This window comes from Klebsiella sp. (assembly GCF_027492335.1).
In the GTDB taxonomy this organism is placed as follows: domain Bacteria; phylum Pseudomonadota; class Gammaproteobacteria; order Enterobacterales; family Enterobacteriaceae; genus Klebsiella; species Klebsiella huaxiensis.
Map to the genome: position 1 here is coordinate 18,955 of NZ_JAPUEW010000091.1, position 18,916 is coordinate 37,870.

The 18,916-nt window shown below is 57.4% G+C and carries 18 protein-coding genes; 3 read left to right on the forward strand and 15 right to left on the reverse strand.

Annotated features, from left to right (window positions below):
* Window positions 1-20: 20 nt before the first annotated feature.
* The 15 genes from QVF11_RS25565 to paaA all read right to left on the reverse strand — a co-directional run bounded on the left by QVF11_RS25565 (window position 21) and on the right by paaA (window position 12,844).
* Window positions 21-938 carry a phosphatidate cytidylyltransferase gene (locus tag QVF11_RS25565; RefSeq protein ID WP_287860343.1) on the reverse strand — a complete coding sequence of 306 codons (918 nt, stop codon included), beginning with the start codon at window positions 936-938 and terminating at the stop codon, window positions 21-23.
* Window positions 935-1,537, reverse strand: a complete 603-nt coding sequence (locus tag QVF11_RS25570; RefSeq protein ID WP_287860345.1) for a CDP-alcohol phosphatidyltransferase family protein — start codon at window positions 1,535-1,537, stop codon at window positions 935-937. Before QVF11_RS25570 ends, QVF11_RS25565 begins: the two co-directional genes overlap by 4 nt.
* A 116-nt stretch (window positions 1,538-1,653) precedes the next feature.
* Entirely contained in the window at window positions 1,654-2,250 is a 597-nt protein-coding gene (gene paaY / locus QVF11_RS25575) for a phenylacetic acid degradation protein PaaY (RefSeq protein ID WP_112215736.1), read from the reverse strand.
* An 11-nt stretch (window positions 2,251-2,261) separates the two neighbouring features.
* On the reverse strand, window positions 2,262-3,188 hold the full coding sequence (paaX, locus tag QVF11_RS25580) for a phenylacetic acid degradation operon negative regulatory protein PaaX (protein ID WP_287860347.1): 927 nt from the start codon (window positions 3,186-3,188) through the stop codon (window positions 2,262-2,264).
* Between the two features lie 131 nt (window positions 3,189-3,319).
* Window positions 3,320-4,636, reverse strand: a complete 1,317-nt coding sequence (gene paaK, locus QVF11_RS25585; protein ID WP_287860349.1) for a phenylacetate--CoA ligase PaaK — start codon at window positions 4,634-4,636, stop codon at window positions 3,320-3,322.
* 28 nt (window positions 4,637-4,664) lie between these two features.
* The gene (gene pcaF / locus QVF11_RS25590) at window positions 4,665-5,870 is read right to left on the reverse strand and encodes a 3-oxoadipyl-CoA thiolase (RefSeq protein ID WP_287860352.1); all 1,206 of its coding nucleotides are present in this window, start codon (window positions 5,868-5,870) and stop codon (window positions 4,665-4,667) included.
* Complete coding sequence (paaI, locus tag QVF11_RS25595; RefSeq protein WP_112215732.1) at window positions 5,870-6,292, reverse strand: hydroxyphenylacetyl-CoA thioesterase PaaI; 423 nt, start codon at window positions 6,290-6,292, stop codon at window positions 5,870-5,872. The genes pcaF and paaI overlap by 1 nt, the downstream gene beginning before the upstream one ends.
* A complete protein-coding gene (gene paaH, locus QVF11_RS25600; protein WP_287860376.1) occupies window positions 6,285-7,706 on the reverse strand; it encodes a 3-hydroxyacyl-CoA dehydrogenase PaaH in 1,422 nt (473 codons plus the stop codon). The genes paaI and paaH overlap by 8 nt, the downstream gene beginning before the upstream one ends.
* A complete protein-coding gene (gene paaG, locus QVF11_RS25605; RefSeq protein WP_142515380.1) occupies window positions 7,707-8,495 on the reverse strand; it encodes a 2-(1,2-epoxy-1,2-dihydrophenyl)acetyl-CoA isomerase PaaG in 789 nt (262 codons plus the stop codon).
* 2 nt (window positions 8,496-8,497) lie between these two features.
* Window positions 8,498-9,265: a 2,3-dehydroadipyl-CoA hydratase PaaF gene (gene paaF, locus QVF11_RS25610; RefSeq protein ID WP_287860358.1), complete on the reverse strand. Its 768-nt coding sequence runs from the start codon at window positions 9,263-9,265 to the stop codon at window positions 8,498-8,500.
* Window positions 9,262-10,332 (reverse strand): 1,2-phenylacetyl-CoA epoxidase subunit PaaE, encoded by a 1,071-nt coding sequence (paaE, locus tag QVF11_RS25615; protein ID WP_287860361.1) that lies wholly within the window; start codon window positions 10,330-10,332, stop codon window positions 9,262-9,264. The genes paaF and paaE overlap by 4 nt, the downstream gene beginning before the upstream one ends.
* Window positions 10,333-10,339: 7 nt before the next feature.
* The gene (gene paaD / locus QVF11_RS25620; protein WP_112215727.1) at window positions 10,340-10,840 is read right to left on the reverse strand and encodes a 1,2-phenylacetyl-CoA epoxidase subunit PaaD; all 501 of its coding nucleotides are present in this window, start codon (window positions 10,838-10,840) and stop codon (window positions 10,340-10,342) included.
* Between the two features lie 12 nt (window positions 10,841-10,852).
* Window positions 10,853-11,608 (reverse strand): 1,2-phenylacetyl-CoA epoxidase subunit PaaC, encoded by a 756-nt coding sequence (paaC, locus tag QVF11_RS25625; protein WP_142513592.1) that lies wholly within the window; start codon window positions 11,606-11,608, stop codon window positions 10,853-10,855.
* A 7-nt stretch (window positions 11,609-11,615) separates the two neighbouring features.
* A complete protein-coding gene (paaB, locus tag QVF11_RS25630) occupies window positions 11,616-11,903 on the reverse strand; it encodes a 1,2-phenylacetyl-CoA epoxidase subunit PaaB (RefSeq protein WP_287860365.1) in 288 nt (95 codons plus the stop codon).
* Window positions 11,904-11,914: 11 nt separating this feature from the next.
* Window positions 11,915-12,844, reverse strand: coding sequence for a 1,2-phenylacetyl-CoA epoxidase subunit PaaA (gene paaA / locus QVF11_RS25635; RefSeq protein ID WP_287860367.1), 930 nt, complete (start codon window positions 12,842-12,844; stop codon window positions 11,915-11,917).
* 285 nt (window positions 12,845-13,129) lie between these two features.
* Between paaA and paaZ the strand changes: the two genes are divergently transcribed.
* The 3 genes from paaZ to QVF11_RS25650 all read left to right on the forward strand — a co-directional run bounded on the left by paaZ (window position 13,130) and on the right by QVF11_RS25650 (window position 18,592).
* Window positions 13,130-15,175, forward strand: a complete 2,046-nt coding sequence (gene paaZ, locus QVF11_RS25640) for a phenylacetic acid degradation bifunctional protein PaaZ (RefSeq protein WP_287860371.1) — start codon at window positions 13,130-13,132, stop codon at window positions 15,173-15,175.
* Between the two features lie 263 nt (window positions 15,176-15,438).
* Window positions 15,439-17,706, forward strand: a complete 2,268-nt coding sequence (gene tynA, locus QVF11_RS25645) for a primary-amine oxidase (protein WP_287860373.1) — start codon at window positions 15,439-15,441, stop codon at window positions 17,704-17,706.
* Window positions 17,707-17,977: 271 nt separating this feature from the next.
* Window positions 17,978-18,592, forward strand: coding sequence for a hypothetical protein (locus tag QVF11_RS25650; protein ID WP_142465851.1), 615 nt, complete (start codon window positions 17,978-17,980; stop codon window positions 18,590-18,592).
* Window positions 18,593-18,916 lie beyond the last annotated feature (324 nt).

Consider the following 18,916-nt stretch of genomic DNA (forward strand, 5'->3'; position numbering starts at 1 on the left):
TCCTTGTACACGCCGTAGCGTTAGTAGCAGAAATAGCGAATAAAGTGGAAAAACACCGGTGCGGTAAAAATCAGTGAATCAAGTCGGTCAAGAATGCCGCCATGGCCCGGCAGCAGCGTGCCGCTATCTTTCACCCCGATATCGCGCTTCACGGCCGACATCACCACATCACCACAAAAACCGGTGACGCCTATAATTACCCCCGCCAACAGCGACATCCCCCAGCCGAGCGGCGTCATTAGCGGCCCCAACAGCAGCGCAGCCAGCATCGTGGAGCCGACCCCGCCCAACAACCCAGCCAGCGTCTTATTCGGGCTCACTGTTGGCGTCACCTTGATGCGCCCCAGGGATTTGCCCCACAGATACTGCGCGACATCGTTAAATTCGGTGAGCCCAACAAGGAACAGCACCAGCAGCGCGCCTGTTTGCAGGCCGTCGGCGGGAAGTATTAGCAAAAAAGCAACATGGCTCACGGCAAAAACGGTGGACATCAATCCCCAGTGCAGCTGAGCCGCACTGTGTAAGAAGCCCTGAGTCTCGCCCACCAGCACCATCCGGGCAGGCAAAAAGAGAAAGGCATAAACCGGAATAAAAATAATGAACAGCCCATACCAGTCGATGCCGATTAGCCCGTAGTTAATGGGGATAGCGATAAACATCCACAGTACGGGCATCCGGTCGGCATCGCGCGCAGGCACCAGCGTCAGAAACTCCTTTAACGCCAGCGCGCTTACCAGCGCAAAGAAAGTTAACGCCAGCCAGCGCGGGCTGATGAGCGCCAGAGAGAAGAGAACGACAATCACCCACCAGGTGCGGATGCGTAACGTTAGCTCGCGCCAGTCTTTATTTGGTTTGCACCAGACCAGCAGGCCGTTAATCAGCGTCGCCAGCAGCAGCACGGCGAAGACCGCGACCAGCGATTTTTCCAGCAGCATCATGGGTGGTTCCCCGGTAGCACGCTACGACAGCGGTTGATGATGGTCCAGATCAATAGCAGCGTGACAATCCCCCACGCGACATTGCTCCACGCGATCAACTCCGGCCAGCCGCTCAGCGCCAGTCCCAAGGCTCCGAACACCAACGCGCGATCGCTCTTACCCATGGGGCCCGCATAGCTGCGCACGCCGTTAATCGCCTGTGCCAGAACCCCGGCGAATTCGCTGAAAACGGTGAAAAATAACATCGACAGCACCAGCTGCGGGCAGCTGCCAGGCAATAATATAAAGGGAAGATAGAGCGCGATATCAGATAAGACATCGCCGAACTCATTCAACAGCGCGCCGAGCCGGGTCTTCTGATGACATTCCCGGGCCAGCATGCCGTCCAGCGCATTTAGCGCCATACGGATAAACAGCACGACCGGCAGGAGCCAGAACAGTTCGGGATTGGGGAACAGCAGCAACAGGCCGCCGGTGAGAAATGATAGAACCATCGCGGCCAGGGTAACCTGATTAGCGGTGATCTGTTTCTTCGCCAGGCAGAACATTAGCGGACGCAACAGCGCCTGAAATGCCGGTTTCACGCAGTAGAGGGTCATTATCAATCCTTGATAAGGCAAAGGACCATACTGCATCAGAGCGCTATCTGACCGCCACTGCGCTTACTATCACAACGCCAGTTTCAGAATTAATTCAGGTTCCGGCGCGGATGCTTTTACTGCTGCGACTTCGGCTTCAGGTTTTCATCAAACTCCAGCCGCTTGCGGTCGGGCTCTGCCTCGCTCAGCGGTTGCACCTCAAAAAGTGTGCTCTGACAGCGTTCAACCAGCACCTGGTACTCACGGGTGCCCTGCTTTTTCCACGTCAGTTCCTGCTCGGTTAATGCGCGAATCGCTTTCGCCGGGCTACCGACAATCAAATGGTTGGCGGGCATCTCAGCACGCGCCTTCACAAACGCCGATGCGCCCACAATGCTGTTTTCACCAATGGTCGCGCCGTCAATAATCACCGCGCTCATGCCAACCAGCGCATTACGCCCAATCACACAGCCATGCAGGATCGCGCCGTGGCCGATATGCCCGTTCTCTTCCACTACCGTATCCTGCCCCGGAAAACCGTGCATCACGCAGTTATCCTGAATGTTCGCGCCATCTTTCACCACGATACGACCAAAGTCGCCGCGCAAGCTGGCGTTAGGGCCAACGTAAACCCCTTTGCCGAGGATCACATCGCCAATCAGCACGGCGGTTGGATGTACGTAGCTTTCATTGGGCACAACGGGGATCATTCCGTCCATCTGGTAAATCGGCATGGCTTCTCCTGTTACACCTCGGCTAATCCGCCGAAGCGTTGATAATAAAGCGGCCCCGGTGCGGGCAGCTCGCCCACCGAGCTTTCGCCTTTTTCACTGACAAAAGCCTGGGCGCCGGGTGCAACGCGTTGATAGATATTGATACACAGCTGACGCGCGGTTTGCCCCAGCCAGTGAGCGGGCAGCAGTTCCTCTGGCAGCAGCGGATCTTTTAGCACCACGCGGCGATAGAAATGAATCAGCAGTAAACGAATCTGGAAGCAGCGTTCCGGCGTCAGTTCATCCGGCTCGGCATCGCGTAGCAGCGGCAATAACGGGCGAAACAGGGTGATAAACGCCTCGTACATGGCGTTCTGTTCGGTCAGATGCCAGCACTCTTCCACCCGTTCGCGCAGTGCAGCGCGGGAAAGTGCTAACGGCGAATGGGCTTCAAAGCAGATAACGTTTTCCGCCACGCCCGCTTCATGCAGCAAGGACTGTACGTCCGCCAGCTTTTGCGACGGCGAGGCCAGCAGGCTCGGTGCCAGTGCGCCAAACCCCTGCCACAGCAGCTGTTTTTTGACCTCAGCGAGGGTGTTTTTTTCTAATCCTTCTGAGAGTAACAGCAGCCAGGTGCCGTCCCATTCCGGGGCGCTGGCGCGATAAATTTTGCTTTCGGCACGGCGAGTCAGGCGTAAACCTTTGTCGCTCAGCCGGTAGAAGCTGCGGCGGCCAATGCGCACCACGTCCAGCCACTCTTCTTTGTTGAGACGAAATAGCGCGGTGCGCACAAAGCGTTCGCCAAAGCCGAGTCCTTCAAGTAATGCCGCGACGCTGCCGAGCCAAACCTCACCGCCGCGCTGGGATAAGCAGTCGCCGTATAACGAGGCGATAAGCGAGGTGCCGCTCACCGGCATCGCGGTTACCGCCTGCTGAATAAAGCTATCGAGTTTGTCCATATGATTCATTCTGTTGTTATTTTTGTCCTTTTTGAATCATAGCACAGGAAATCCCCGGCTTGCGGCGTAAACGCCTTACCGGGGCTACAAGACTGTAGTCCCGGTAAGCGCAGCGCGACCGGGGGACAAGATCAACCGTTAGCGGCAGCTTTACGCAAATCAAACACCCGGCACGCCTTGCCTTCGGAGCGCGGAATACTGCCACAGTTCACGATGCTAACATCGGTGGAAATCCCCACCATCGACTTAATGCGATGGCGCAGATGGTGGCAAATCTGACAGCGCTGCTCATGGTCCAGCGCCAGACCGCTCTCTTTTAGCTCCACGCGCACGGAAAGTGAATCAAGATGCCCACGACGATCCACTTCCAACTGGTAATGCGGCGCCAGATGTTCAATCTTAAGGATCTCTTCTTCCAGTTGCGACGGGAAGACATTGACGCCGCGAATAATCAGCATGTCATCGCTGCGCCCGCTGATGCGATCCATTCGGCGCATGGTGCGGGCGGTGCCTGGCAGCAGGCGCGTCAGGTCGCGGGTGCGGTAGCGGATCACCGGCAGCGCTTCTTTGGTCAGGGTGGTGAACAGCAATTCGCCATGCTCGCCGTCGGCCAGCGGCGTGCCGTCATCCGGGTTGACCACTTCCGGGAAGAAATGGTCTTCCCAGATAGTCGGCCCATCTCCAGTTTCAATACATTCCATCGCCACGCCCGGCCCCATCACTTCGGACAGGCCGTAAATATCCAGCGCGGTAATCCCCAGACGACGCTCGATTTCGGCGCGCATTCCCGCCGTCCACGGTTCCGCGCCAAAGACGCCGGTACGCAGCGAGCAGCCGCGGGCGTCGCCACCCATCTGGCGCTCCAGCTCTTCAATCAGGTTCAGACAATAGGACGGCGTCACCATGATCATATCCGGTTTAAAATCACGGATAAGCTGAGCCTGCTTTTCCGTTTGCCCGCCGGACATCGGAATGACCGTCGCCCCTAAACGCTCCGCGCCATAATGCGCGCCCAGGCCGCCGGTAAACAGGCCGTAGCCGTAGGCGACGTGGATTTTATCTTTCGCCGTGCCGCCAGCGGCACGCAGGGAGCGCGCGACGATATTGGCCCAAGTGTCGATATCGTTTTGCGTATAGCCGACGACGGTCGGTTTGCCGGTGGTACCGGACGACGCATGAATACGCACCACCTGCTCCATCGGCACCGCGAAGGTGTCGAACGGATAGTTGTCACGCAGGTCCTGCTTGGTGGTGCAGGGAAACTTGCTCAGATCGCTCAGTTCATGAAAATCATCCGGATGAACGCCCGCCGCGTCGAATTTGCGGCGATACATCGGCACATTGTCGTACGCATGCTTGAGGGTCCACTTCAGACGTTCGGTTTGCAGAGCCTGTAATTCGTCACGCGATGCGGTTTCAATCGGATCTAATGTTGTTGTAGTTGTCATTTTGTAGGGTATCCGCAGGTCAATTAGCTCACACTCGCTCGAGGATCAGGGCAATGCCCTGGCCCACGCCAATACACATCGTACACAGCGCATAGCGTCCATTGCGTCGTTCCAGTTCCAGAGTTGCTGCCAGCGCTAACCGCACGCCGCTCATTCCCAACGGGTGGCCTAAGGCGATGGCGCCACCGTTGGGATTCACGTGTTCAGCGTCATCCGCCAGACCTAGCTGACGCATCACGCCCAGCGCCTGAGCAGCAAACGCTTCGTTCAGCTCAATCACATCCATATCGTTAATATTTAGCCCGGCACGCTCCAGCACTTTACGTACTGCCGGCACCGGCCCCAGCCCCATAAACTTCGGCTCCACGCCCGCCGTCGCCATGGCGACAATGCGCGCACGTGGCGTCAGCCCCTGCGCCTTTGCCTGTTCTGCGCTGGCAATAATCATCGCCGCTGCACCGTCGTTCACGCCTGAGGCGTTTCCGGCGGTGATCACGCCGCCTTTGCGGAACGGGGTTTTCAGTTGAGAAAGCTGTTCGAGAGTGGTTTCTGCCCGCGGATGTTCATCGTCGCGCACAGCGTTAACCGCGCCCTTCTTGCCGATAATCTGCACCGGCACAATTTCCTGCGCCAGAATACCGTCGCGCTGAGCTTTGGCGGTACGCTGCTGGCTGCGATAAGCAAAGGCGTCCTGGTCTTTACGGTTGATATTTAACAATTCAGCTACATTCTCCGCCGTTTCCGGCATGCTGTCAGTTCCAAATTGTTGCTGCATGAGCGGGTTCACAAAACGCCAGCCGATGGTGGTATCGAACATCTCTGCCTGACGCTGGAATGGCGAGGTGGCTTTGCCCATCACAAACGGCGCACGGGACATGGATTCTACGCCACCGGCAATCAGCAGATCCGCATCACTGGCTTTAATCGCCCGGGCCGCAAAGCCAATCGCATCCAGCCCGGAGCCGCACAAGCGGTTGATGGTGGTGCCCGGCACAGCGTGCGGATAACCCGCCAGCAGCGTCGCCATATGCGCCACGTTGCGGTTATCTTCCCCGGCCTGGTTGGCGCAGCCGAAAATCACATCGTCGATGGCGCTGGCGTCAAGCGCGGGATTACGGCTGAGTAATTCCCGCAGCGGGATGGCCGCCAGATCGTCAGCACGCACACCGGCCAGCGCACCGCCGTAGCGACCAATCGGGGTACGAATGCCGTCACAAATAAACGCGTCACGCATTAGACTTCTCCTGTGATAGTGCCGCCGATGCGGTGCGATTTGCCGCGAAACAGGGCCACGATTTTTTGCTGCTGGTTGATAATTTCAATGTCATAGACGCCGGTCAGCCTGGCCTGCTGTTTCACCCGCGCGGTGGCGGTCAGCAGCTCACCAACAAAGGCTGGACGCAGGAAATCGATACTGGCGGCAGAAGCCACCGCCGCCAGCCCCTGGCTGTTGCAGGCGTAGGCGAATGCGGTATCGGCGAGCGAAAACAGCTGTCCGCCGTGGCAGGTTTGATGGCCGTTCAACATATTCGGTGACACCGCCATGGTCATCTGCGCGTAACCCTCATCCATTTCGACAATCTTGATCCCCAGCGTTTTAGCGCAGGTATCGTTCTCGTACATGGCGCGGGCGTTGCGCCAGGCTTCATTACTCATGACACATCTCCAGTAGCGCTTTTTCGCGCAGCAGCGTGCTCGGGCGATAGCGTTCTTCGCCGTAGTGCTGTTGCAGGTTTTCAAGCAGACGCAGGACGCGCCCCCAGCCCAGCGTTTCACCCCAGGCAATCGGGCCATGCGGGTAGTTGACACCCAGTCGCATAGCGGTATCGATATCCTCGGCGCTGGCGACGCCTTTTTGCACCGCGTCCAGCGCTTCGTTCGCCAGCATCGCCACCGTGCGCCACACCAGCAGGCCCGGATAATCGGCAATGCGCAGCACTTTTTTGCCCTGCTGCTGGAAGAAATAAACCGCTTTGTCGGTGGCGGATTGCGGATTGGTAGCGGCACTTGCCAGCACCACCGTGTCGTTCGCCGCGTAGTCGTACACCACCACCGGGCGGTTGTGCTGCACGCTTAAGGCCAGCGCGGTTTCGCCAGTGGTTTCCATCAGCAGCACTTCGTCCAATTCGGTGACAACGTCACGCTTAATATTCTTTGCGGCACATTGCGCTGATAGCGCAGCCAGCGCCAGTTCCGGTTGTACTTCAACAGGCCAGCGATAGACACCGTGACCGCTCTTCTTGCCCAGACGCCCGGCGATGGCCAGCTCCTGTTGCAGCAGCGACGGCAGAAAACGACGATCCTGCCAGAAGGCGTTAAACACCGAACAGGTCACCGCAAAATTAACGTCCTGACCGATTAAATCGGTCAGCGCCAACGGCCCCATCGGGAAACCACCGCCGTCGCGCAATGCGGCGTCAATCACTTCAGGCGTTGCCACCTGCTCTTCCAGCGCCCGCCAGGCTTCGGCGTAATAAGGACGCGCCACGCGATTGACGATAAAGCCCGGCGTTGAACGGCAGCGCACCGGCTGTTTGCCCCAGGCGCTTACGCACTGGCACAGTTGCTCAACCACTTCGGCTGAGGTGGCGAGGCCGCTCACCACTTCGACCAGCTTCATCACCGGTGCGGGGTTAAAGAAATGCAGCCCGGCTACGCGCTCGGGATGCTTGATTCCGGCGGCAATGGCGGTGATCGATATCGACGAGGTGTTGCTGGTCAACAGCGTCGACGGGGAGCAAATCTCCGCCAGCTGGCTGAACAGTGCCTGTTTGATCTCCAGGCGCTCGGACGCGGCTTCAATCACCAGCTGTGCGTCAGCAAGTTGATTCAGTTCAGTTGCCGGAGTAATACGCGCCAGCAGAGCCTGCGCCTGCTCAGCGCTAATTTTTCCGCGACTAACGCGGGAATCCAGGCGCTGGGCGATGCCGTCGATGGCGCGAGTAATCGCGTCAGCGGAAATGTCATACAACAGCACCGAATGCCCGGCGCTGGCGGCGACTTCGACAATGCCTGCGCCCATGGTGCCGCCGCCAATCACGGCGACGGTGTGGAGTGTTTGCGTCATTATCTATTTCCCGCTGAACTGAGGGGGACGTTTGCCGAGGAAGGCGCTGACGCCCTCGCGGTAGTCGTCGCTACGGCCGGCGAGGCGCTGGAAATCGCGCTCGACGTCAAGCTGGTCATCCAGGGAGTTGGTTTCTGCCAACTGCAACGCTTTCTTGATGAGCCCTAAGCCGTAGGTTGGCTGGGAAGCCAGATGCCGCGCCAGCGTCAGGCTGGTATCTTTCAGCTCAGCATCGTCAACCAACTGCCAGATCATGCCCCACTGTGCGGCCTGTTCGGCGCTTAAACTGTCGCCCAGCAGCATCAGCCCCATGGCGCGGGCACGGGTGGTGACACGCGGCAACACCCAGCTACCGCCGCAATCTGGCACCAGACCGAGCTTGCTGAAAGCCATCACAAATTTGGCGGAGCGCGCCGCCAGCACGATATCGCAGCCCAGCGCCAGCGTGGCACCGGCACCTGCCGCCACGCCGTTAACCGCGCAAATCACCGGCTTGGGCAGCGCAGCTAAGCGACGCACCAGCGGGTTATAAAAACGCTCCACCGACAGGCCTAAATCCGGCGCGGGGCCGCTCGGGTCAACGTTGCGATCGTTCAGATCTTGTCCGGCGCAAAAACCTCGCCCGGCACCGGTGATCAGCAGGCAGCGAATGGTGTCGTCGCGTTCAGCCTGCTTCAGGCACTCGGAGAGCTGCTGGTGCATGGCGTCGTTAAAGCTGTTGAGCCTGTCCGGGCGGTTCAGGGTGATGGTCATCACGCCCTGGTCGATATCGCTAAGAATGAATGCGTCCACGGTTAACGTCCTTTGAAAGCTGGGGTGCGTTTTTCTAAAAAGGCAGCAATGCCTTCGCGACGGTCTTCGGTGGCGCTGAGCAGCGTAAACAGCTGACGCTCCTGCGTTAGCCCAGCCTGCAAGCTCACTTCCTGCGCCAGACGCAGCGACTGTTTGGCGGCACGCAGCGCCAGCGGTGAGTGACGGGCAATGCTCGCCGCCAGTTTCAGCGCGTATTCGTCAGAGAGGTTGGCCGGATGGATATCGCTAACCAGCCCGGCCTGCTGCGCGCGTTCGGCATCAATGCTTTCGCCGCTCAGCACCATGCGGCTGGCCAGTGCTTTCCCGACGCTGCGAATCAAGCGCTGAGTCCCACCTGCCCCTGGCATGGTGCCAAGGGTGATTTCCGGCAGACCAAAGCGGGCGTTATCCCCGGCAATCACCAGGTCACATAGCAGCGCCAGCTCGCAGCCCGCGCCAAGCGCGTAGCCGTTGACTACCGCAATCAGCGGCTTATTGAAGGCATCGATACGCGCCCATAAGCGCGGGCGAATATCGTCGAAGGTGGCGGGCAGGTCTTTTTCCGCCATTTCGTTAAGATCGGCACCGGCGGCAAAGTAGTGCGGGTTGCCGCTTATCACACAGACGCTCACGCTTGAGTCCCCCGCCGCACTTTCCAGCGCTTCGGCAAGCTGGGTCAACAGCGCGTTATTCAGCGCATTACGCGCCTGCGGACGGTTCAGCGTCAGCTGTAAAACACGGTCGTGACGGGTTATCAGCAGTTCGTTCATGCCATCCCCCGCGCGTCAAAGTCGACCACCACATCGCCGCTGGTTGGCAGCGCCTGACAGCTCAGCACATAGCCCGCCGCCAGTTCATCGGCTTCGAGGCTGTAGTTCGCCGCCATCGCCACTTCGCCGCGTACCACTTTGCATTTACAGGTGGCGCAGACGCCGCCTTTGCAGGCAAACGGCAGGTCGGCACCCTGTCGCAGCGCGGCATCAAGAATGCTGTCGTCTTGCGCACTCAGGGCAATGGTTCTTTCGCGACCGTCCTGGCGAATCGTCACCGTACGTCCTTCGGCCTGTACGCCGGTGGCGCGCTTGACGCTGGTTCCCGGCGTATTGAAACGCTCGAGGTGAATGGCTTTTTCCGGCATCCCCAGCGCACGCAGCGTGGTTTCTGCGTCATCCATCATCGCCGACGGGCCGCAAATAAAGGCGTCGTCAAAGCGGCTGAAATCGAGCAGATGTTCAGACAGCGCACGCAGTTTGTCGCCGTCGATGCGGCCCTGTAGCAGATCGCTGTCCATCGACTCCTGACTGAACAGATGAATCACCTGTAAACGCTGAGGATAGCGGTCTTTCAGGTCAGCCAGCGCCTGGCGGAACATCATGCTGTGGCTGCTGCGGTTGCCGTAAATCAGGGTGAAGCGGCTATCAGATTCAATCGTCAGCGTGGCTTCGATTATCGCCATCATCGGCGTGATGCCAGATCCGGCGGCAATCGCCAGATAGTTAGCGTTACGTCCAGCCTGTGGCTGGTAGCCAAAGTGGCCCTGCGGCACCATCACCTCAAATGCCATACCCCGCTGGATATCGCTCTGGGCAAAGCGCGAGAAACGCCCGCCGTCGATGGCTTTCACCGCCACGCTAATCTCAGCAGGCGAGCGGCTGCGGCAGATGGAGTAGCAGCGCCTAAGTTCTTCGCCACCAATGCGTGTTTTCAGCGTCAGATGTTGGCCCGGGCGGAACGCGTATTCATGACGCAGCGCGTCGGGAATGGCAAAGGTGATGGTCACCGCATCGCGGGTTTCCGGCTCAACGTTTGCCACGGTAAGCGAATGAAATGTTGTCATCGCAGCCTCAAATACATTTAAAGTAATCAAAGGGTTCACGGCAACTTTCGCAGCGATACAGCGCTTTGCAGGCCGTGGAACCGAATTCACTGATAAGCGAAGTGTGAGTGCTGCCGCAGCGCGGACAGAGCACATCCTTCGGCATCTCATCGGCGTGACAGACGTGGGCCTGTGGCGGGCTGATGCCGTACTGACGAAGGCGCTCTCGGGCGTCCGGGCTCATCCAGTCGGTGGTCCACGCTGGGTCAAGCTGCAGCACAATGTGCACTGGCGTAAAACCGTGTTCGCTCATCACCTCGCGGATCTCACCCAGCAGATGTTCGGTTGCCGGGCAGCCGGAATAGGTTGGCGTGAAGCCAATCACCCAGCCGTCGCCGTGTTGTTCCACACTGCGCACCATGCCGAGGTCGGTAATGGTCAGTACCGGGACCTCCGGGTCGGGGATAGCGCTTAGCAATCCCCAAATGGTATGCACCTCAGCGGGCGCGATGGCGGCAAGACGTTGCATAGCGACCTCCGTTTACCACTGCTGACCGGGGTAAGCACGCTGTAGGTACTGCATCTCGGCCAGCATTGGCCCCAGATGTTCACTGTGCAGCCCCTGTTTGCCGCCGCTGCGAAACGCCGCTTCTTGCGGGATCTGCAAACCGGAATCGAGCAGCGCGGTGTGTACCGTCGCCTGCCATTCAGCCTGTAGTTCACGCGGATCGACGGCGATCCCCTGCTCAACTAAGGCGATCTCCAGCTCATCGGCCAGGAACAGCTCGCCGGTGAAACGCCACAGGCTATCAACCGCCTGCTGCATCAGGTTTGCCGAGAGCTCCGTGCCGTTACCCAGACGCTCCAGCCAGCCGCGGCTAAAGCGCTGGTGATAGCGCACTTCTTTCAACCCTTTGGCGGCGATGGCAGCAAGCTGCGCATCGCGGCTGCTCACCAGGCGGCTGAACAGCGCCACGTGCCAGGCGTCGATAAAGAACTGACGGGCGATGGTGTCGGCAAAGTTGCCGTTCGGCTGTTCGACCAGCAGCAGATTGCGGAACTGGCGTTCATCGCGACCAAAGGCCAGCGTGTCTTCGTCGCCGCTGCCGTTAAGCTCGGCGGCATAGCTGAGAAAATTGCGCGCCTGACCCAGCAGGTCGAGGGCGATATTGGTCAGCGCCAGATCGATCTCCAGCTCCGGCGCATGACCGCACCATTGGCCTAAACGCTGGGCCAGCACCAGGCCGTTATCGCCGAGGCGCAGGGCATAGGTTGCAACGGGATTGGTATTGTTCATCGTTGCCTCACATATGTTCCATGCCGTCCGGCACGGTATAGAACGTTGGGTGGCGGTAGGCTTTGCTCTCTGCGGGATCGAAAAACTCACCGCGTTCTTCCGGTTGCGAAGCCACTATTTCGCTCGCTTTCACCACCCAAATCGAACAACCTTCGCTGCGGCGGGTGTAGGCATCGCGCGCGTTTTCCAGCGCCATCTGGTCATCGGCGGCGTGCAGGCTGCCGACGTGACGGTGAGACAAACCTTGTTTGCTGCGGACAAACACTTCGTATAACGGCCAGTATGTTTTGCTCATCTTTATTCTCCTCAGGCGGCATCGCGAGCGCGTTGTTTTTCGGCATGAGCCAGCGCGGCTTCGCGCACCCATGCCCCCTCTTCCCAGGCTTTGCGCTTGGCGCCCAGACGTTCGTGGTTGCAAATACCACGCCCGTTGATGACTTCATTCAGTTCCTGCCAGTCGATTTCGCCGTAGCGATAGTGACCGGTGGCCTCGTCCAGATAGAGGTCCGCATCCGGTATTTTCATACCGAGAATCTCTACCTGCGGGACGGTGTTATCGACAAAGCGCTGACGCAGTTCGTCGTTGGAGTGCAGTTTGATTTTCCACGCCATGCTGCGGGCGCTATTGGGTGAGTTGTCATCGCTTGGGCCAAACATCATCAGCGCGGGCCACCAGAAGCGGTCAATGGCGTCCTGCAACATCTGACGCTGTTCTTCGCTCCCTGCCGCCAGCGCCATGCAGGCTTCAAACCCCTGGCGCTGGTGAAAGCTCTCTTCTTTGCAGATTTTGACCATCGCCCGGGCGTACGGCCCGTAGGACGTGCGGCACAGCGCCACCTGATTGACGATCGCCGCACCGTCCACCAGCCAGCCGATAACGCCGATATCCGCCCAGGTCAGGGTTGGGTAATTAAAAATCGAGGAGTACTTCATCTTGCCGTCGAGCATTTTCTGATACAGGTCTTCACGGGCGCAGCCGAGGGTTTCGGCGGCGCTGTAGAGGTACAGACCATGTCCGGCTTCGTCCTGCACTTTCGCCAGCAGAATCGCTTTGCGGCGCAGGGTCGGCGCGCGAGTGATCCAGTTACCTTCCGGCAGCATGCCGACGATTTCCGAGTGCGCGTGCTGGCCAATCTGGCGGATTAGCGTTTTGCGGTAGGCATCCGGCATCCAGTCCTGCGGTTCGATGGCTGTATCCTGCGCGATGCGCTGGTCAAAGCAGTGTTGTTCTGTCACGTCATCACCTTATGATTCCGATAAATTCAACAAATTATTTTTTGCGAATCACTTTGTTTTATAAAAGTTACATCTTAGTTAAATAAAACCACAAATTTTGTTTGTGAATTTTGTGATGAGTACCGCAAAGGCTTTTAATAATCTCTTTACAAACAGTATGATATCGATATTGAAGAAGGTGTTCACGATCGCATTGTTAATAAATTATTAAAATCAAGCTTGCATTTTATGATTCAGAAAAGAACTATTTATAGCGAGATCACGTAACATATCTGGAGAGTAACCATGCAGCAGTTAGCCAGCTATTTATCCGGTGCCTGGCAGACCGGCCGGGGCCGCACCCGCACCATTCATCACGCCATCAGCGGCGAAGCGCTGTGGGAAGTGACCAGCGAAGGGCTGGATATGGCGCAGGCGCGTCGCTTCGCCATCGAGCACGGCGGCAAAGCGTTACAGGCGATGACCTTTATTGAACGCAGCGCGATGTTAAAAGCGGTGGCGAAACATTTGCTGGAGCTGAAGGCTGATTTCTATGCCATTTCCAGTGAGACCGGCGCGACGCGTGCGGATAGCTGGGTGGATATTGAAGGCGGTATTGGTACCCTCTTCACCTACGCCGGGCTGGGCAGCCGTGAACTGCCTGACGATACCCTGTGGCCGGAAGATGAGCTGATCCCCCTGTCCAAACAGGGCGGCTTTGCCGCGCGTCACGTGCTGACCTCAAAATCCGGCGTGGCGGTGCATATCAACGCCTTTAACTTCCCCTGCTGGGGCATGCTAGAAAAGCTGGCGCCAACCTGGCTTGCCGGGATGCCCGCGATCATCAAACCGGCCACCGCCACCGCGCAACTGACTCAGGCGATGGTCAAAGCGATTATCGACAGCGGGCTGGTGCCGGATGGTGCGATTAGCCTGATTTGCGGCGGCGCGGGCGACCTGCTCGACCAGCTTGACCATCAGGACGTGGTGACCTTTACCGGCTCGGCAAAAACCGGGCAGCAGCTGCGCGTGTATCCCAATCTGGTGGCGAAATCGGTCCCCTTCACCATGGAAGCGGACTCGCTAAACTGCTGCGTGTTGGGTGAGGACGTGACGCCGGAACAGCCGGAATTCGCGCTGTTTATCCGTGAAGTGGTACGCGAGATGACCACCAAAGCCGGGCAAAAATGTACTGCCATTCGCCGCATTATCGTACCGCATGCGCAGGTCAACGCGGTGAGCGAGGCGCTAATTGCCCGCCTGCAAAAAGTAGTGGTCGGCGACCCGGCGCAGGAAGGCGTGAAGATGGGCGCGCTGGTCAATAGCGAGCAGCGTCAGGACGTACAGGATAATGTGAACCGTCTGGTGGAAGCCGGATGTGAAGTGTTGCTGGGCGGTAAAGCCGACCTTAGCGCCGCCGGAGCGTTCTTCCCGCCAACCCTGCTGTTCTGCCCGCAGCCGGATGAAGTGGCAGCGGTACACGCCATTGAAGCCTTTGGTCCGGTGGCCACGCTGATGCCGTATCAGAATCGCGAGCACGCCATGGCGCTGGCTCGCGCCGGTGAAGGTAGCCTGGCGGGGACATTAGTGACGGCTGATGGCGTACTGGCGCGCGAATTTATTCTCGGCGCGGCTCGCGCCCACGGGCGTATTCAGGTGCTGAACGAAGAGTCATCCGTGGAATCTACCGGCCACGGTTCCCCGCTGCCGCAGCTGGTACACGGCGGCCCGGGACGCGCGGGCGGCGGCGAAGAACTCGGCGGCCTGCGGGCAGTGAAGCACTACATGCAGCGCACCGCGATTCAGGGCAGCCCGACCATGCTCGCCGCCATCGGCCAGCAGTGGGTACGCGGCGCGCAGGTGGTTGAAGACCGCATCCACCCGTTCCGCAAATATTTTGAAGAGATCCAGCCGGGCGACAGCCTGCTGACCCCGCGCCGCACGCTAACCGAGGCGGATATTGTCAATTTCGCCTGCCTGAGCGGCGATCACTTCTACGCCCATATGGATAAGATTGCCGCCGCAGAGTCGATTTTCGGCGAGCGCGTGGTTCACGGCTACTTCCTGATTTCCGCCGCAGCCGGGCTGTTTGTTGACGCCGGGGTCGGCCCGGTGATTGCCAACTACGGCATGGAAAATCTGCGCTTTATCGAGCCGGTAAAACCGGGCGACACCATCCAGGTGCGCTTGACCTGCAAGCGCAAAACGGTAAAACGCCAGCGCAGCGTCGAGGAGAAAGCGACCGGCGTTGTCGAGTGGGCGGTAGAGATTTTCAACCAGCACCAGCAGGCGGTGGCGCTGTACTCCATTTTGACGCTGGTCGCGCGTCAGAAAGGGGATTTCCCGGCTTAAGTTCCGTGCGATTGCCCGGTGGCGGCTTGCGCCTTACCGGGCCTACATTTGAGTTTGTAGGCCGGATAAGGCGCAAGCCGCCATCCGGCAAAACACCGACACCATCACCTGAATGCCTCTGCGGAGGCATTTTTTATAACTGGCATAACTGACCAATAACCTGGCAAGCGTGAGCAAACGTATCGTGACGTTTGGCTGTTAGGTTAAGAGACTGGAACCGAAAAGCCTGGCACGGCACAACATAACGATAAGATGAGGTCACAATGTCTAACGCTTTGATTCAAAAGACACGCAAAACCGCACTGGCGCTGGCTATCGCCCTGTGTTGCGTCGGGACCGGCCCGGCGTTCGCCCACGGTGGCGAAGCGCATATGGTCCCGATGGACAAAACCCTGGAGGATTTCGGCGCGGACGTACAGTGGGACGACTATGCGCAGATGTTTACGCTTATCAAAGATGGCGCTTACGTCAAGGTAAAACCGGGGGCAAAAACAGCCATCGTCAATGGCAAAACCCTGGACTTGCAGGTCCCGGTGGTGATGAAAGACGGCAAAGCCTGGGTCTCTGATACCTTTATCAACGATGTTTTTCAGTCCGGGCTTGACCAGACCTTCCAGGTCGAAAAAGTCCCTCACCCGCTGAACTCGCTGTCAGCGGCGGAAATCAGCGAAGCGGTCACCATTGTCAAAGCTGCGCCGGAATTCAAACCCAATACCCGATTTACCGAAATCTCCCTCCGTGAGCCGGATAAAGCCGCCGTCTGGGCTTTTGCGCTGCAGGGCACACCGGTTAACGCCCCGCGTACCGCCGACGTCATCATGCTCGATGGCAAGCACGTCATTGAGGCCGTGGTGGATCTCCAGAACAAGAAGGTCCTCTCATGGACGCCGATTAAAGACGCCCACGGCATGGTGCTGCTTGATGATTTCGCCAGCGTACAGAACATCATTAACGCCAGCAGCGAATTTGCCGAAGTGCTGAAAAAACACGGCATCAACGACCCGAGCAAAGTCGTCACCACGCCGCTGACCGTTGGCTACTTCGACGGCAAAGATGGCCTGAAGCAGGATGCGCGGCTGCTGAAAGTGGTGAGCTATCTTGACGTTGGCGACGGCAACTACTGGGCGCACCCGATTGAAAACCTGGTAGCGGTGGTCGACCTCGAACAGAAGAAAATCATCAAAATAGAAGAAGGCCCGGTGATCCCGGTACCGATGGAACCTCGCCCCTATGACGGACGTGACCGCGTTGCACCAGCAGTCAAACCGCTGGATATCATTGAGCCAGAGGGCAAAAACTACACCATTACCGGCGACATGATTCACTGGCAAAACTGGGATTTCCACCTGCGCATGAACTCCCGCGTCGGACCAATTTTGTCTACCGTGACCTATAACGACAACGGTAAAAAGCGCCAGGTGATGTACGAAGGATCGCTGGGCGGGATGATCGTGCCCTACGGCGACCCGGACGTGGGCTGGTACTTTAAAGCCTATCTGGATTCCGGCGACTACGGCATGGGCACCCTGACCTCACCAATCGTGCGCGGTAAAGATGCGCCGTCCAACGCGGTGCTGCTGGATGAAACTATCGCTGATTACACCGGCACGCCAACCACCATACCGCGCGCCATCGCCGTTTTCGAACGCTACGCCGGGCCAGAGTATAAGCACCAGGAGATGGGCAAACCGAACGTCAGCACCGAGCGCCGCGAGCTGGTGGTGCGCTGGATAAGCACCGTCGGCAACTACGACTATATCTTCGACTGGGTATTCCACGAAAACGGCACCATCGGCATTGATGCCGGAGCCACCGGCATCGAAGCGGTAAAAGGCGTGAAGGCGAAAACCATGCACGACCCGAGCGCTAAAGACGATACCCGCTACGGTACGCTGATCGACCACAATATTGTCGGCACCACCCACCAGCACATCTACAACTTCCGCCTCGATCTTGATGTTGACGGAGAGAACAACACGCTGGTGGCTATGGACCCGGAAGTGAAGCCGAATACCGGCGGAGGCCCGCGCACCAGTACCATGCAGATCAATCAGTACACCATTGATAGCGAGCAGAAAGCGGCGCAGAAATTTGACCCCGGCACCATTCGTCTGCTGAGCAATACCAGCAAAGAAAACCGCATGGGCAACCCAGTGTCGTATCAGATTATCCCTTACGCGGGCGGCACGCATCCGGTGGCGACCGGCGCAAAATTTGCTCCCGATGAGTGGATCTACCATCGCCTGAGCTTTATGGATAAGCAGCTGTGGGTGACCCGCTACCATCCAACCGAGCGCTTCCCTGAGGGTAAATATCCTAACCGTTCGATTCACGACACCGGCCTCGGCCAGTACGCGAAAGACGATGAGTCGCTGGACAACCATGATGACGTGGTGTGGATCACTACCGGTACCACCCACGTGGCACGAGCCGAAGAGTGGCCGATTATGCCGACGGAATGGGCGCATGCGTTGTTAAAACCGTGGAACTTCTTTGACGAGACACCGACGCTGGGCGAGAAGAAAAAGTAAGGTGTTCTGATAGTCACGGCCTCAGCGATGGGGCCGTTTTTTGTTTATTCGCGCGACCTAACCTATTAACATTACTTTATGTTATACGAGCTTTATGCATGAGTAGATGCTTCAAAAATGATACTATATACAAAATTCCTGCGTTATCAGTAGATAAGATTATAGAATTTTCACCAAACATATAATTATAAAAATTGATGTATGGCAAATAGTTCAGTAAAAAACACATATAGTATCGTGGAAATTAGCCTCTTTTAATGGAATTTTAAACATGGATGTGAATCTAAAACTTGTTGGTAGTGTACTTGCTGTGCTGGCATCAATTGCAGGCATAGGTTCTTTCCTGATACCTCTTATAAATAATCCAAATTATACAAAAGCTAATAATGACCCGCAGCCTCTAAACCAAATCACTCAAACCTCAAGTGGCGCAAACAGTCCCAATATAGCTAATGTTCAAGGAGATGTGACGTTGACTATAAACGCTGGAAAATCAAAGCTTGATATTCCAAGCTATGATTTCTCGCTGCAGCCATTTCCCGGCTGGCGCAGAGATCCAGAGCTAGGTACTGAATTTAACAAAACGATGTTTGCTTTTCTGAATCAGACAATCTACCTTTCGGTTACTTTGTCCGAAGAAATGACCAAGGATGTCATTGAGGGTGAGGATGAATATGGACGGATAGTATTTACTGTCCAGGATAATGCTGACGACTCTAGCTACGGTGGTGCTGAGTATTTGATACATCTATCAAAAAATGACACATCTCCGTTTGAAGTTCGAGAAAATATTGCCGTACTCTCAGGGTATTTCAAGGTTTTCGATATCAACGGTCCACGACAAGGTTACATGTCAGTGAATTTACGTCCGGTAAAAATTGATTAAATATATTTGCGCTTTTCTGCGTGTGACCTTCCATAAAAAGCGCACGGTATTGCCCAGCGTGGATAAGCGATGTATCGTATTGTCGTACCTGGAAAATCAGGTACCGGGATTAGTCTCCTGACCTAACTTCATCAGCGACATTTGCGCGTTAGCGCTTTTTTTGTGTCGTGCGTACTGCTACACCTCAATGGTGGGCCGGACGGGGGCATCGCAAGATGCGCCGGTGTCGATGAGGCCGGTAAGGCTAACTCTGTTCGGTTCCGCCACCCGCGAGATTAGCCTCTCCGGTGGTGGTAATAACACCCTACTCATCGGAGGCTGCCC